This window comes from Cohnella phaseoli (assembly GCF_003386235.1).
Taxonomy (GTDB): Bacteria; Bacillota; Bacilli; order Paenibacillales; family Paenibacillaceae; genus Cohnella; species Cohnella phaseoli.
Genome location: NZ_QRDZ01000011.1, coordinates 137,043 through 153,222, shown reverse-complemented (window position 1 = coordinate 153,222; position 16,180 = coordinate 137,043). Strand labels below are relative to the sequence as shown.

13 protein-coding genes are annotated in these 16,180 nt (G+C 56.9%); all 13 read left to right on the top strand.

What is annotated here, in order from left to right:
* The first annotated feature begins 22 nt into the window (after positions 1-22).
* The 13 genes from DFP98_RS15560 (at position 23) to DFP98_RS15505 (ending at position 16,170) form a co-directional block, all read left to right on the top strand.
* On the top strand, positions 23-928 hold the full coding sequence (locus tag DFP98_RS15560; protein WP_116061528.1) for an ABC transporter permease: 906 nt from the start codon (positions 23-25) through the stop codon (positions 926-928).
* Positions 929-960: 32 nt separating this feature from the next.
* Positions 961-1,839 carry a carbohydrate ABC transporter permease gene (locus DFP98_RS15555; protein WP_116061527.1) on the top strand — a complete coding sequence of 293 codons (879 nt, stop codon included), beginning with the start codon at positions 961-963 and terminating at the stop codon, positions 1,837-1,839.
* Between the two features lie 33 nt (positions 1,840-1,872).
* Positions 1,873-3,468 carry a hypothetical protein gene (locus DFP98_RS15550; protein ID WP_116061526.1) on the top strand — a complete coding sequence of 532 codons (1,596 nt, stop codon included), beginning with the start codon at positions 1,873-1,875 and terminating at the stop codon, positions 3,466-3,468.
* Positions 3,469-3,522: 54 nt separating this feature from the next.
* Positions 3,523-5,649 (top strand): glycosyl hydrolase family 28-related protein, encoded by a 2,127-nt coding sequence (locus DFP98_RS15545; RefSeq protein ID WP_116061525.1) that lies wholly within the window; start codon positions 3,523-3,525, stop codon positions 5,647-5,649.
* A gap of 72 nt (positions 5,650-5,721) precedes the next feature.
* A complete protein-coding gene (locus DFP98_RS15540) occupies positions 5,722-7,500 on the top strand; it encodes a sensor histidine kinase (protein ID WP_181917715.1) in 1,779 nt (592 codons plus the stop codon).
* On the top strand, positions 7,475-9,112 hold the full coding sequence (locus DFP98_RS15535) for a response regulator transcription factor (protein WP_116061523.1): 1,638 nt from the start codon (positions 7,475-7,477) through the stop codon (positions 9,110-9,112). Before DFP98_RS15540 ends, DFP98_RS15535 begins: the two co-directional genes overlap by 26 nt.
* Positions 9,109-10,131, top strand: coding sequence for a nucleoside hydrolase (locus tag DFP98_RS15530; protein ID WP_116061522.1), 1,023 nt, complete (start codon positions 9,109-9,111; stop codon positions 10,129-10,131). The genes DFP98_RS15535 and DFP98_RS15530 overlap by 4 nt, the downstream gene beginning before the upstream one ends.
* Before the next feature lie 8 nt (positions 10,132-10,139).
* On the top strand, positions 10,140-11,084 hold the full coding sequence (locus tag DFP98_RS15525; RefSeq protein ID WP_116061585.1) for a ribokinase: 945 nt from the start codon (positions 10,140-10,142) through the stop codon (positions 11,082-11,084).
* A 582-nt stretch (positions 11,085-11,666) separates the two neighbouring features.
* Positions 11,667-12,530: a DUF72 domain-containing protein gene (locus tag DFP98_RS15520; protein ID WP_116061521.1), complete on the top strand. Its 864-nt coding sequence runs from the start codon at positions 11,667-11,669 to the stop codon at positions 12,528-12,530.
* A gap of 143 nt (positions 12,531-12,673) precedes the next feature.
* Positions 12,674-13,480 (top strand): polysaccharide deacetylase family protein, encoded by an 807-nt coding sequence (locus DFP98_RS15515; RefSeq protein WP_116061520.1) that lies wholly within the window; start codon positions 12,674-12,676, stop codon positions 13,478-13,480.
* 115 nt (positions 13,481-13,595) lie between these two features.
* Positions 13,596-14,582 (top strand): Gfo/Idh/MocA family protein, encoded by a 987-nt coding sequence (locus DFP98_RS15510; RefSeq protein ID WP_116061519.1) that lies wholly within the window; start codon positions 13,596-13,598, stop codon positions 14,580-14,582.
* Positions 14,583-14,644: 62 nt separating this feature from the next.
* Positions 14,645-14,770 (top strand): hypothetical protein, encoded by a 126-nt coding sequence (locus tag DFP98_RS40010; protein WP_281275135.1) that lies wholly within the window; start codon positions 14,645-14,647, stop codon positions 14,768-14,770.
* A gap of 2 nt (positions 14,771-14,772) precedes the next feature.
* Positions 14,773-16,170, top strand: a complete 1,398-nt coding sequence (locus DFP98_RS15505) for a sialate O-acetylesterase (protein WP_116061518.1) — start codon at positions 14,773-14,775, stop codon at positions 16,168-16,170.
* The last annotated feature ends 10 nt before the right edge of the window (positions 16,171-16,180 follow it).

Genomic DNA, 16,180 nt, shown 5'->3' with positions numbered 1-16,180 from the left:
ATGGAAGGAACGAGGTGAGACAATGCGGCTGGAAACCGGACGCTGGAAACGAAATCTGGCGCTTCATGCGATGCTGATGCCCGGCGCGGTATTTATTTTCCTGTTCAATTATATTCCGCTGGCAGGCATCGCGATGTCCTTTCAGAAGTTTATCCCGAGCAAGGGGTGGTTCGGCTCGAAATGGGTCGGATTGGATAATTTCACCTACATGCTGCGTCTGCCGGATATCGGCCAGGTGATTTACAACACGGTGCTGATCGCCGTATTGAAAATATTATGCGGCCTGATCGTACCGTTTCTCACTGCGCTGCTGCTCAACGAAATCAGGAACGGCCTGATCAAGAGGGGCGTACAGACGCTGATTTATCTTCCGCATTTTTTATCGTGGGTCATTCTCGGCGGCATTCTCATGGATATTTTGTCGATGCAGGACGGGATTGTAAATCGTTTCCTCGGGTTGTTCGGCATTGAGCCGATTTTTTTTCTGGGTTCGAACGCCTGGTTTCCGTATACGCTTGTGCTATCCGATACGTGGAAGGAATTCGGATTCGCCACGATCGTTTATTTGGCGGCGCTGACGGCGATCGATCCGACTTTGCATGAAGCCGCCTATGTAGACGGGGCCGGGCGCTGGAGGCAGACGCTCCATGTGACCTTGCCCGGAATGGCGCCCACGATTGTGCTGCTGGCCGTGCTGAGCCTCGGCAATGTGCTAAATGCAGGTTTCGATCAAGTGTTTATGTTATACAGTCCCCAGGTGTACGAATCGGGAGACATTATCGATACGCTCGTGTACCGTGTCGGGATCGTCGAGACGCAGTACAGCATTGCTGCGGCTGTCGGTCTGTTTAAATCGGTCATCGGCTTTGTTTTGATTGCAATGTCCTATCGCCTGGCGTACAAATATGCCAATTATCGTATTTTTTAGCCGGAACGGCCCTGAAGGAGGCTTCTGGCTGTATGGTCGAATACAAGTCGTTGTCCCGCAGACTGTTTCTGATCTTCAACTACAGCTTGATGATTGCGGTCGGGCTGATCTGCGTCCTGCCCTTCGTACATGTATGGGCGATTTCCTTGAGCGGCTCGGGTGCGGTCTCGGCCGGTGCGGTCAAGCTTTGGCCGGTCGAGGCGACTTTCGACGCTTATAAACACGTTTTAAACAAGCCGGAATTCGGACGGGCGTTTGCCGTATCGCTGCAGCGGCTCGTGCTTGGAACGGCGATCGCCATGCTGATGACGGTGCTTGTCGCTTATCCGCTGTCCAAAGAACCGAGGGCTTTCCGTCAGCGTCCGCTTTATTTATGGTATTTTATCGTACCGATGCTGATTGGCGGGGGGCTTGTCCCGGTGTACATGACCATCCGCAGCTACGGTCTGCTGGACACGATGTGGGCGCTTGTGCTGCCTACCGCCGTGCCGGTCTATCATGCGGTGCTGCTGCTTCATTTTTTCCGCGGACTGCCGAAGGAGCTGGAGGAATCGTCCGTCATGGACGGCGCCGGGCATTGGACGATTTTATTGCGAATTTATTTGCCGCTGTCGCTGCCCGCGCTGGCCACGATTACGTTGTTTACGATGGTGGGGCACTGGAACGCCTGGTTCGATGGACTGATTTATATGAATCGCAACGAGAATTACCCGCTGCAAAGCTACTTGCAGACGATCGTGGTCAGGCCTGACGTCACGCAGACGGTTGATGTGCGGCAGCTTGCCGATATTACGGAGCGGACCGTCAAAACTGCGCAAATTTTTCTTGGAACGCTGCCTATTTTAATCGTTTATCCGTTCTTGCAGAGATTTTTCATTAAAGGGATCGTGCTCGGCAGCGTGAAGGGCTGAATGCCGGGAAGCACGGAGAGGGGCTTACACAAGATGAAACTTAACTATAATATCGACCCGGCTTTGCTTGTGGACGAAGTACAAGGTCCGAGAGTCATTGCGATGATGAAGGAAGCGGGCGTGGATACGATCTGGCTGTGGGGATATTTTTACGGCACGACGTGGAGCAGTCTGGAGACGATTGCCGAGGCCGGAAAAATTGCCAGAAGCCACGGCTTCGAAGCGGCGATTATTCAATTGCCCGTCGGTCATCCCGGCAACAGCTTGAACCCCGACGATGCCGACGTGCTGCTGAAAATTCCCGACCATTGGCGTTATCGTCAGGACAGCGCGGGTAAGCCGAAATACTATATCGGCGACATCGAGCCCGTCATGGTGCGCGAGAACGTCGAGTCGATTGTGGCGCTGCGCGATGCGGGCTTTAAGCGGTTTATGATGGACGACGACTTGCGGCTGGGCGAGCTGGGAGACGAGATTCAGGGCTGTTTTTGCGAGATTTGCGTGAGCGAATTCGGGCAGGTCTCCGGGCGGACGTTGACGCGGGAAGCGCTTGTGCAGACGCTGCAGAACAAGACGGACACGGCATTAATGAAGGAATGGGTGCGCTACAACTGCTCCAAAGTAACCGACATGATGAAGGAAATGAACGTTCCCGGCGTCGAGCTGGGCATCATGGTCATGCATCTCGGCGACGAGCGGCACGGGATCGATATGCGCGAGATTAAAGATGCGGTTCCCGGCGTCGAATTTCGTGTCGGCGAGCTGCACTTCAGCGACGGGGAATTCGGCAGTCCGGAAGGGAAGGCGAGCGAGCTGCTCGGCATTCAGTATCATTTGAACCTGGTCGGCCGCGAGCATGCGGTGAGCGAGACGACGGTGTTTCCGCCTCGTTCGCTGAGCGAGAACAATCTGATCTGCAAGGTGAAAATCGCCGTATCCGCAGGCATTTCGGACATCTATTTCATGAGCGGCACATGGCTGATCGACGAGTCGTATTGGAGCGCCTGGAGCCGGCAGTATCCGGCCATCCGGCAGATCGCGGACTGGTGCGACCCGTACGAGCGGGCCTATCCGGTACACCTGGCCAAAGGCACGCACGGCGCATACGGCGAGCCGGTCGAACCGCCGCTGCTGCCTTATTACGCCGGACTGCCGGTCAAACCGGTGCGCGGCAACGAGCCGGACGCAACGGGAAAGGTGCTGCTGTTTTTCGGGGATTACCGGATCGGCGACGAATGGGAGAAGTGCTTCCCGTTATATAAGACCGTTATCGTCGATCGCAAAGCGGCGGAGCGTAATAAAGGCAATCTGGATCGGTTGCCGGAGAACGTGCGGCTCTGGGAGCATGAGGCGGGCACATTGCCGGCGGAGACGGAGGTTGCGCTGCTAAGGCGCGAGCTTGAAGCTTGCGGAGCGTTTAAGGCTGATTTTCCACGTATTATTGAAGGCGTCAATCTGGCGCTTGTTTCGCTGCCGGAGAGAAACAGCGTTATCGTCATGAACCTGGAGGAGCGCCCGAACGCCGGGCTGCTGGGGCTTGGCGACCGTCGGACGTCCATCGAGCTTCCGGCGCTCGGATTCGCCCTGGTTGAAGAACGGGACGGGCAGTTCAACGTTCATTTGTTTTAAGATATTGGCCTGAGCGCGTACACGACCGAATAACCATGTGGAGGTTAGTGCGTCATGGAGAACATGAACGACAAGGAATCTGAGAAATCCGCCAGCGTGTCCCGACGTCAATTTCTGGCCTATACGCTTGCAGGCACAGCCGCGCTTGCCGCTGGCGGAGCGTTCAGCCCGCTTACGGCTTATGCGCAGGGGGGCGAGCAAGCGGCTGCATTGACTGTTTCGAGCGACACGATTAGCGTCAAAGATTTCGGCGCCGTCGGCGACGGGGTCACGGACGATACGGCGGCGTTGACCGATGCCGCCGATTATGTCAATGCGATTGCGAACACGGACGGAACGCCTGTGCAGCTCTATTTTTCGAACGGCACTTATCGATATTCCTCGGGTCTATATTTCAATAGGCCGGTTATTCTGTGCGGCAGCGGCGGCGCGAAGCTTGTCTATGAAGGGACCGCTCACGCCGTCAAGCTCGGCAAAGACGGGATCGGCTACAACGATCCGGTTAACCCGCAAACGAAGCATGAATTTTACGGCGTTCGCGATCTGATCTTGTCGGGAGGCGCGAATGCGCAGCACGGCATTTATGTGAATACATTCGTGGTGAATCCCCGCATCGACCGGTGCGTGTTCAAAAATTTCGGCAGCGCGGCCGGCTACGCGATCTTTTTTCAATCGGACAACTGGAACTGCTACGTAACGGACTGTATGTACGAGAGCGCCAACGATATTGCCAAAAACTTCATCAGGGCGAACGGAAAATCGGCGGCAGGCGTATCCGACAACGGCAATTCCCGCTTAAACGTCGTAGACTGCTTCGCCAATATCGGCGGTACGACTGCGGGCGGGACGGGCGTCTATGTGAGCGGCTGGAAATCGGTCGTTCGCGGCGGAGGTTTCCAAGGGTTTAAGTACGCCGTGCATATTGCGGACAACACGAATTATGTGGAAGTCGATTCGACGTATGTGGAAACGATCTATAGCGGCTGCGAGGCCGTCATCGCCATGGGCGACCAGCCTACGGCAGCCGTATCGTCGTTTTATCTCACGGGGCTCAAGCTCAAGGACATGTACGTGAATTTGCATAATGTCTCCAACGATTATGTGTCAACCGATACGAAGTTTCTCGTATGTCTGAATGACAAAATCGCGCTCCGCAACGCGGACATCTCCGTCGATGTGTATATGGGCGGGAAATATCCGCTGCTGCTGTTGAACCCGATCGCGGGACAGAGCGGCATTGACATTCGCAGTACGGGCAATCCGAAAATGTACGCCGCATCCGCTCCTAGCATGCCGCTGCTCTCCGATGCCGAGCGCGCGGTCAACTACGGGACGAATACGTGGTTCGACATTTGGCAGCGCGGGAACGGGGCAAGCTATACGATCGCCGGTTCGGGGATATTCAAAGTGGCCGACCGCTATTACGTGAGCCGCGACGGCATCGGCGGCTCAGCAGCCGTGACGAAGGAAACGTTTGCTCCCGGTCAGACGGCGGTGCCTGGGCATCCAAGCTATTTTCTGCGGTTAACGAACAGTCAGACGGCCACGGGAGCGACGTACCATACGCTCATTAATATGATCGAGGACGTGACGAAGCTGTCCGGCGAGCGCGTGTCCTTGTCGCTGTATTTGCGCTGCTCGAAGTCGATCTCCGTGCAGCCGGTGCTGGCGCAAATATTCGGCTCGGGCGGCTCAAGCGCGATCTATACGTCGGCCGGAACCACTGTCATCGGCACTTCGTTCGCGAAGGTTGTGTTTACGTTCGACGTGCCCCGCGTGGACGGCAAAACATGGGGCGCCAATCACCGGCTGGAGATGCATCTTTCGCTGCCGGTCAACCAGACGTTTACGCTCGATTGGGGGCCGTGGAAGCTGAACAAGGGAGAGTATCCGACGGAAAACTACCGGCCCGACAAACTGGAGGAGCTGCGCAGATGCAAAGCGTTCTACGAAAAAGGGAACCTGAACCAGCTCATCGCGACCCACCAGCGGGGCGCGGTCCATTTTGCCAGCGAGAAGTACCGTCAACCCAATTGCAAAGCGCATGTCGTCTATCAAGACGGCTCCGCCAACTATAATGCCGTTGTTTCCATCTTTACGACAACCGACATGGCCTATACACTGAATGCGATGGCGACCGATTCTTCCGTCGATTGGGAAGCGGACGCGGAACTGGTGTAAGCTTGCTGAGGCGGACCTTAGACGGATCTAGACAGTTTAGGCGGATCTAGCGCCAGCATGCGAGAGGGAAGGATGGAGAAGCGAACGATGCCGAGGGACAAGCAGCCGAGATGGGGAATTTACAAGAAGTTGGTAGGCTCGTTCCTTCTCATTCTGATTCCGATCTATGTGATCAGTCTCTGGATGAATCAGCAGGGAGCGGATGTCGTCAGACAGGAAATCGCCAAGTCGATGCAGCAAAAAACGGATTACGTCATGACGTCGCTGGAGAACGAGATCGAGCGGATCACGACGTTGCAGCAAACTTTTATCAACGACGCCGATCTGAACGACTTGAGCATACGGGCGGCGACGCTGACCGATTACGAGCGGACGAAAGCGTTCAAGGATTTGCAAGCCAAAATCGTGATGCTGGCCGAGTCCAGCAAGCTGATTCAGGATGTGTTCGTCTTGATGCCGAAGCTGGACAAGCGGTTGTCGGCCAAATCCAGATTTAACGTCGATACGATGGATCGGGGAGAGTACGAGAGCCTGCTCAAAGCGAAAAATCGGCTGTTCAACCCGGTGTACTACAAGGGGAGATTGCTGCTTCCGCTCGGTTACCCGAGCGCGACGCGCTCGCAATATTTGCTGGTCATCGAGCTGTCGAGCGAGAAGATCGGCCGGGAAATGGACGTGTTCCGTTCTTATGAAGACAATGTCACCTATTTGACGGACGATTATAATCAAGCGACGTTGTATGCGTATGCGGACGGCGTGGAGGCGGCGGACCGGATTCAGTCGCTGGAGCAGGACGGCAGAGGAGAGTTGACGATAGACGGCATGCCTTATCTCGTATTTTCGAAGCGATCCGATATGCTGCAATGGAGTTTGAGGACGGCTTTGCCGGAAAATATCGTGCTTGATCCGGTCTATTCGATCAAGCGCTGGTACGGGTATTTGTCGGCAGTGTCGATTGTCATCGTGCTGATCGCTTCGCTGATGATTTTTCGGCTGATTCATCAGCCGCTCAAGAAGCTCGTTACGGGCTTTCGCAAGGTGGAGCAGGGCAAGCTCGATATTGTGATCGAACGCCGCGAGCATGACGAGTTTGCTTATCTGTACACGCAGTTTAACCGGATGGTCGCGAAGTTGAACGAACTGATCCAGGAAGTGTACGAAAAAACGATCTACAGCCAAAAGTCGGAGCTCAAACAGCTGCAATCGCAAATTAATCCGCATTTTTTGTACAACAGCTTATACATTCTCTATTTGATGGCCGACGAGGAGGATTACGACGGCATTCGGATATTGTCCAGACATCTCGGAGACTATTTCAAATTTCTGACCCATAACAAAGCCGACATTATCCCGCTTGAGCAGGAGCTGAACCATGCCCGCGTATACGGAGCCATTCAGGAAATCCGCTTCAGCAACCGCATTTCGTGCGAGTATACGGTAGAGGGCGATCCGTCCGAGTGGCAGGTGCCGAGGCTGATCGTCCAGCCGGTGCTGGAAAATGCGTTCATCCACGGCCATGAGCATACGGAGGAGAACGGACGAATCTCTGTACGTGTGCGCTGCGAGCACGAGGCGCTTACGATTACGGTGGAGGATAACGGCAACGGGATCGATGAGGAAAAGCTGGCGGAAGTCCGGAAAAAGCTGACGCTTCGGCACGATGAGACGGAAACGCACGGCATTGTCAACGTCCATCGGAGATTGGGGCTGTTGTACGGAAGCGCCAGCGGAGTTCGCATCGATCCGGTAGCGGGGGGCGGGACGGCGGTTACGCTGCGGATAGAGGCGCGGCCCGTCGATAGGGGAGAAGAAGGGGAGTGGCAGCTTGCATCATATTCTGGTCGTCGATGACGAGCCGTTGATCGTACGCGGAGTGTGCAACATTCTAAGCGAGCTGGAGCAGGCGCACCTCCGCTACGCTTATACGCCGCGCGAGGCGAGACGGCTGGCGGAAGAGAGCCGCATCGATATTCTGATCACCGACGTGCGGATGCCGGGCATGAGCGGCCTGGACTTGGCTCTTCACATCCGCGAGCTGTGGCCGCGCTGCAAGGTTATTTTTTTGTCGGGACATGCGGACTTTGAATATTTGCAGTTTGCCTTGCGTCACGGCGCCTTCGACTACTTGCTGAAGCCGGCGGACAGGGAGACGATCCTCGGCTTGTTTCGCCAAGCGACGGACCGGATCGAGCAGGAAATCAACGAACAGGCCGTCATGGAGAGGACGCGGCAGCAGATCAAGGACGCCCGGCCGCTGCTTGTCGAGACGCATCTGCGCGAGCTGCTGGCCGGAGACGCCGCTGCGCTGGAAGAATTGCCGGAGCAGTTGGAGATGCTCGACCTTCCGTTGCGCGCCGACATGCCGTTAGTCGTGCTTGTCGGGCGGATCGACAGTTGGCCTTCGCATCTGTCACCGAAGGACAGGCTGCTGATGGAGTACGCGGCCTGCAATATTATGGAGGAGTATTTGCAGTCGTTCAGCCGGATTGTTGCGATTAAAGACGGCAAGAGCTTCGTGTGGCTCATCCAACCGCTGCGCGATGAGGAAGGCGAGCAGCGGCATCATCTGTATATTCGCGAAACGCTGGAACAAATACAGCAGTCCATCCGACAGCTGCTCCGGCTGCCGCTGTCGATCGTGCTGTCCCCTCCTGCCGTGGCCTGGAGCGCACTTGCCGGCGAATACCGCGCGATGTGCGGTTTGCTGCAGCAAGGAATCGGTCTGGATGAAGAAATTATTATAAGCGGCGCGGATGAGAAAGAGGCGGTTGGCGAGGAGGAGCGAGGCGGCGGGGAGCACGAGCATATCGCGACTGCCGTCGGCCGGTTGCGGCTGCAGTTGGAGACGCGGGAACGGGAAGCCTTCGGCAAAACGTTGTCGGCGCTGTTCGAGTGGGGGCAGAAGACGGTATTTGTCGGCTATCCCGTTCAGCTTGAGCTGTTCAGCTCCGTATCGGCGATGTTTCTGGGGTTTATGAACAAGCGCAAGCTGGCGCAGACGATCGGACAAGCCTTCGATCTGGCACTGCTGTCGGCTTACCATGCGCACGATACTTGGAACGATCTGCTCGACTACTATTTGCGCTTGGGCGATGCGCTGTTTAACCGGATCGAGGCGGAGCGGACCGATCAGAAAAGAGAAATTATCGATAAGATCGACCGTTATATCGCCGACAATCTCGACAAAGACTTATCGCTGCCGCGGCTGGCGGACCTCGTGTATTTGAGTCCGCATTATTTGTCGCGGACATATCATGCGGTCAAAGGTTATCCGCTGGCGGATCACATTGCGGAGATGAAGCTCGCCACAGCCAAGCGGCTGCTTGCGTCGCAGGATATGAAGGCGCAGGATGTCGGCCGGATGGTCGGCTTCGAGGATATGTCGTATTTCGGCAGGTTTTTCAAGAAGCATGCGGGCATGACGCCCGGCGAATATAAGGAAGCGGTGAAGAGCGGGATATGAATGAGAATGCGAATGCAGGTGTGAGTGAGGGTGCGAGTGTGGGGGCGAATGAGAATGCGAGTGCGAGTGCGAATGCGAATGTGAATGTGGATGCGTCAAGTTGGGTGTCCCCTTCTCAGCCGGTCAAAATCATTCTCGATACCGACATCGGTCCGGATTGCGACGATGCGGGCGCGCTGGCGGTTCTTCATGCGTTGGCCGACAGAGGCGAAGCCGAGATCGTCGGCGTGATGCACAATACGTCCAGCCCGTGGGGAGCGGGGTGCATCGATGCGATCAGCGCTTATTACGGGCGTCCGAATCTTCCGATCGGCACCCTGAAGGACGAAGGGTTCCTCGTCGGCGAGCCGTACGAGAAATACAACAAATATGTGTCGCAGCATTATCCGAATCGTTACCCCGACGGCTCCGGCGTGCCGGACGCGACGGCGCTGTTTCGCAAGTTGCTTGCTGCGGAGCCGGATCGCGCCGTGACCGTGGTCGGCATCGGGCCGCTGCGCAACTTGCGTCTGCTGCTCGAATCGGGGCCGGATGAGGCGAGTCCGCTTGACGGGGAGGCGCTTGTCGCGGCGAAAGTTCAGCGGCTCGTCGTGATGGGCGGCGCGTACCCTTCCGGCGAAGAGTGGAACTTTCAGATGGACCCGGCTTCCGCCAGTCAAGTATGTGAGCGGTGGCCGACGCCGATTCTGTTCTGCGGCTTCGAGATCGGGGAGAACCTGTTGACGGGAGGTCGGATGTTCGAGGAATTGCCGGTCAACCATCCGGTGAGGCAAGCCTACGCGTTATTTCTGGACGGCAAAACCGACCGGAGCAGTTGGGACTTGATTACTGTGCTGTGCGCTGTGAGAGGCTTCGTACCTTATTGGGATATAGAAGCCGGAGGGAAAGTCGACATCGATGAGCGCGGCGGGAACGTATGGCGGCAGGCGGATTCCGGCAATCACGCTTATTTGAAGCCGAAGCTTGATCCGATTCAGGCGCAGCGTCTTTTGGACGAGTTGCTCGTATGGAGGCGATAACGGTGACCATGGAGCCGCTTAACCGTAAAGTCGTTGTTTTCGGAAGCTTGAATATGGATATCGTCGTTAGCGTGGACAGATTGCCGCAAGCGGGGGAGACGGTCACTGCGCGGGGAAGCCGATTGTTGCCCGGCGGCAAAGGGGCGAATCAAGCGGTCGCTCTCGCCCGCCTTGGCGCAGATGCCGTGCTCGTCGGCGCAGTCGGGGACGACGAGTTTGGCGTACGTCTTGTCGAAGCGGCGCGCCAAGAGGGGCTGTCCGCAGAAGCGATTCGCATCGTTCCTTCCACGCCGTCCGGAACGGCGATGATCTATCACGCCCCGAGCGACAATTGCATCGCCGTCGTGCCGGGCGCCAATGCGTGCTGGGATGCTGAGCTCGTCGCTAGCTGCCACGAGATGATCGCCGGCGGGACGATCGTGCTGGCGCAGCTCGAACTGCCTTGGCAGGCGGTCGCCCGCGCATTCGAGCTGGCCAGGCAACACGGCGTTCGAACGGTGCTGAATCCGGCGCCTGCGCCCGCGAGCGGCATTCCCGAATCGCTGCTGCGGCTGACCGATATTCTCACGCCTAACGAAAGCGAATTTCGAGCGCTCTGCGGCCGCGATTGCGATACCGACGAGCTTCTTGAGGCAGCGCTGCTGGAATGGGAGGCGGCATACGGTCATCGGGTGCTCGTCACGCGCGGAGCGATCGGCGCCTCTTATCTGGAAGCCGGACATCTGCGCACGGTCCCTTCCCTTGCCGTCGAAGTCGCCGATACGACGGGGGCCGGCGACACGTTTAACGGCGCATTATGCTTCGGCCTCGCCAGCGACTGGCCGTTCGAGCGGGCCGCGCACTTCGCTGCCGCTGCGGCTTCCCTATCGGTGACCCAGCTCGGCGCGCAGGCAGGCATGCCGACTTTCGCAGCGGTCATGCGCCGGCTATCCCCGGAGCCGCAAAGTATATGAGCCGGTCGGCCTGGCCCGGCGGCCCGCCAAGGCGGATTATCCGCCTTAATTCCGGCCGCCGGGCCAATTCGGTTCAAATAAGACGGATTATCCGCCTTGTTTTTCCACAAATCAGCTTTTCTCGAATTTAAGGCGGAAAAGCCGCTCTGTTTTTCGCGGAATGGCCGGATTCTCAGATTTAAGGCGGATTTTCCGCTCTGGCGCGCCATGGTAGGAATGTAAACTGCCCGCTCGCACTCCCATAACGGTCCCGCAGACCGCTAGACGCGCCAACTCCCCCACCCACACGCCTATAACGGTCCCGCAGACCGCTAGACGCGCCAACTCCCCCACCCACACGCCCATAACGGCCCCGCAGACCGCTAGACGCGCCAACTCACACTCACCCGCTCACACGCCTATAACCTACTTTCCACCCTCCCCCACGTAATAGATTGCATCCCTATACGTTCGCTTCAAGAAAATCAGCCTCCGCTATCGTTTTCCCTGCTTGAACCGTCGAGAAAGGAACTTGAACAACGCGCTCCGAAGCTTTAGACTCGAATTATGGCCGCTTGGTTAGGAAAGCGAGGGGAACGTACAATGATCGTAATAGGTTTGACCGGGTGGAGGGATCACGATTCGCTGTACGCGCCCGGAACGGCGGCGAAGGACAAGCTTAAGGTTTACGCCAGGCATTTTGCCATTGTGGAGATGGACAGCGCCTTCTATGCGGTGCAGCCTCCGGACAGGATGGCGCGTTACGCGGAGGAGACCCCGGAGGGTTTCGGCTTTGTCGTCAAAGCTTACCAAGGGATGACGGGACACTTGAGAGGCAAGCCGTATTACGACAATGACAACGATATGTACGGCGCGTTCCGAGACAGCTTGACGCCGCTCCGAGAAGCCGGGAAGCTGACGGCCGCGCTGTTCCAATATCCGCCCTGGTTCGACTGCAATAAGGAAAACGTTCGTTTGCTGCGCGAGACGAAGAAGCGAATGGAAGGCTTTCCTTGCGCGCTCGAATTCAGGCATCAGAGCTGGTTCGCTCCCGAGATGAAGGAGAAGACGATTGCGTTCATGCGCGACGAAGGCTGGATTCATAGCGTCTGCGACGAGCCGCAGGCGGGCAGCGGCTCGATTCCGACCGTTCCTGAGGCGACCTGTCCGGATTTGACGCTTGTCCGCATGCACGGCCGGAACGTTGGAGGCTGGAATCAAAGCGGCAACGCCAACTGGCGAGAAGTTCGCTATTTATACGATTACAACGAGAGCGAGCTGAACGAATGGGGCGCGACCCTTGCTCGATTGGCGGAGGGCAGCCGCTGCGTCGGTGTCATTTTCAACAATAACTCTGGCGGGCATGCGGCAGGAAACGCCAAGCAGATGATGCGTTTGCTGGGACAGGCCGTATACGAGCTTCCGGTCGTTCGCGAGCCGGAGCAGCTTGATTTGTTTAATTTCTAGCTAAGGCGGAACAAAGGCGCAGCGAAGTATACGCCATTTTCGCGCTGTTTTTTTGTCGTTCCTTCCGATTTACGCGAGGGAGACAACGAATAAGGATCAGATTAAGGAGCATTTTTCTTTTATAACGGAGGGGGACACTAGCGATGGAGACAGCTAAAATCAAATTTGATCGCTTTCCGGGCGATGTGCATCGGGCGGTTACATTCAGCTTTGACGATGGGCGGGAGCATGACCGCAGACTTGTGGCGGCGATGAATCGTTACGGGTTGAAAGGAACCTTTCACCTGAATTCCGGCTTCTTCGGGAAGGAAGGGTACATTCGCGCAGAAGAGGTTGCCGAGCTATTCAGAGGGCACGAAGTATCGGCTCATACGGTTGACCATCCGTTTCTGGATCAATCGCCCGACGACCAGATCGTACACGAAATTATGACGGACCGCGCGGCGCTGGAGGAACTGGTCGGATACCCGGTACGTGGCATGAGCTACCCTTTCGGCACCAGCAATGACCGCGTCGTAGCCATATTGCCGTCGCTCGGCATCGAGTATGCCCGCACCACGGGGAGCCATGGCGAGTTTCGTATGCCAGACGATCCGTTGCGTTGGCATCCGACCTGTCATCATAAAGAGGGGCTTCAAGCGACTGAACGTTTTTTACAGTCACAGCCTCACCAGAGTCGGATGGAGCTGTTGTTCATATGGGGACATAGTTACGAATTCGAGCATGACAACAATTGGGAGCTGATGGATCAAATCGGTGAACGGCTTGGCGGCCATCCTGCCATCTGGTCTGCAACAATGGCAGAGTTGATCGCTTATCGCAGGGCGCTGGATGCACTGCGATTCTCGGTAAATCGGAAATTGGTACATAACCCGTCCGCCATCGAAGTATGGTTCAGCGTTGATGGGGAACCGGTGAAGGCTGAACCGGGAGCGACGCTCTCATTATAGGCTTTTTACCTGTTCGGGTTTCAGGAGGGAGATAGCATCGGAGGGAGCTTTCGGAATGCAATGAGCTTCCTATTCATTGGTTTAACCTATATAAAGACGAGAGGATTGGCAACTTATGCTTAGATTCGGCATCATCGGAACGAACTGGATTACGGAGGATTTCATCGACGCGGCAAAAAGAAACAACGATATTGAGCTGACTGCGGTCTATTCCCGAACAGAGGAGAAAGGCCGCGCGTTCGCGGACAAGCATGGCATTCCGCACGTGTATACGGATCTGGAACGGTTCGCCACCAGCGCGGAGCTTGATGCCGTCTACATAGCCAGCCCGAACGCGGCTCATGCCGATCAAGCCATCATGTGCATGAGCAAGGGAAAGCATGTGCTGTGCGAGAAACCGCTGGCCTCCAACGCTCGCGAGGTGCGTCGCATGGTCGAGGCTGCGAAAGGGGACGGCGTGCTGCTGATGGAGGCGATGAAGTCGACGTTTACGCCGACGTTCCGCGCGCTGCGGGACAATCTGCATAAAATCGGAAAAGTGCGCCGGTACTCCGGAAGCTACTGTCAATACTCTTCGCGCTATGATCTGTACAAACGCGGAGAACTGCCCAACGCCTTTAACCCGGCCCTGTCGAACGGCTCGCTGATGGATCTGGGCGTCTACTGCCTCTATCCGCTCGTCGTATTGTTCGGAGCGCCGGAACGCATTCAGGCTAGCGCCTATATACTGGAATCAGGCGCGGACGGAGCAGGCAGCCTGCTGCTCGGCTACGAGGGAATGGACGCGGTCGTCCATTATTCAAAAATTGTGGATTCCTACGCCAGCGCAGAAATTCAAGGGGAGCTCGGCACGATCGTATTCGATAAAATCAGCCGCCCGGACAATGCGCACATTCGATATCGCGACGGTTCGATCGAGGAGCTGACGCAGCCTCAAGAAGATAACGCGATGTATTACGAGGTACGGGAGTTTGCGGATTTGCTCGCGGACGGGAAGCGGGAATCCGACATCAATTCCTATGACAGCTCGATTAAGGTGATGGAGCTGATGGACGAAGCCCGCAGGCAGACGGGACTCGAATATCCGGCGGACAAGGAGTAAGGCGTGTCGGCCGTTAATCGGCTTCGGGCATTCAATTCTGTACTTCGCAGATCGGAGGCTGGGTGATCGAAGAGTTCGGCGGAGCCGTTTTGAACCGCGGCATGGCCGGTTTCGCGTTTCTCGGGCTGCTGTTTGGCCTCTATTTGGTCAAACGACCGTCCGCAAATCTAGCGCAGCGAGGCGAATAATCGTGGAAAATAAACAAATCGGAGTTATCGTGGAGCAAGGGCCGCAGCAATGGGCGATCGTGCAGCAGAGAAACGGAGCGGCATCTATCGGTTTGTCCGGCAAGTGGCGCATGGACGAGCCGGTTCGCAAGGCTCAGGCTTATGCCCGCGTCATTCGCGAAGAGAGCGGGGAGACGGTCGTCGATTGGACGATGGCGGAGATGCTGGAGGAACGCGGCTGGAGCGTCGTCTTGAACAACGTTCCGGCAGGCGGCCTGTACCGCATCGAGACATGCTTGCAAATCGACGGCAATCCCGCGATGGAATGGGCCGCTCGAGGCGATATGATTCACCATATCGGCGTCGGCGACCTGTGGATTATCGCCGGTCAGAGCAATGCGGCCGGCTACGGCAAAGGACCGGTCAACGATCCGCCGGAGCTCGGCATCCATCTGCTTCGCAACAACGGCAAGTGGGATCTCGCTACCCATCCTTTTAACGAATCGACCAATACGCTTCATATCGTCAATCGCGAGATGACGAACCCGGGGCATTCTCCTTTTCTCTCCTTTGCCAAGCTGCTGAAGAAAGAGCTCGGCTATCCGATCGGCCTCTTGCAGACGGCGCTCGGCGGCTCGCCGCTGAAGGCATGGAATCCCGCGGAGGACGGGAGGCTTTACCGCAACATGCTGAGCACCGTGCATGAGGCGGGCGGTTTGGTAAAAGGAGTCGTCTGGTACCAAGGCTGCAACGATTGTTATCCGGGAGAATACGAATCTTACGGGGCGCGTTTTCGGCAGATGGTCGACCAGTGGCGGGCCGATCTGGGCGAACCGGAGCTCCCGTTCTCCACCGTGCAGTTGAACCGTTATACGGGAATCGACACGAAGGAGGAGGACGACCAAGCGTGGGGGCTTGTGCGGGAGCATCAACGCCAAGCGGCTCGCCACATTCCGCACGTTACGGTGATCCCGGCGATCGATTGTCCGTTGTCCGACGAAGTTCACAACAGTCCCGCCGGCAATCTGCTGATCGGCGAACGAATGGCCCGAGCGGTTCTGGCTTCCGTCTATGGCAGAGACGTCCATTTCCGGGCCCCGGAAATCGCCGACGCACGCTATTTCGTCTCCGATGACGGAACGCCTGCCGTCGAGCTTGCCTACGACCATGTCGGAGGATATCTGCTGACGATTGGGCCGAACCAGCCGGTGTTTACGATCGAGGACGAGGCTGGCCGGGCGGAGATCGAAGCCTGGTCGATCTCCGGGAGAAACGCTATCCGGATTAAGCTGAAGCGTCCTCTCGAAGGCCAAGCTCATCTTTATGGCGGATACGAGAGGAATCCCGCGGTCTACTTTCCGCTCGACAGCTTGACGTACATGCCGCCGTTGTCGTTTTACCGCTATCCTGTTCACAACTGAGAAAGGCGGT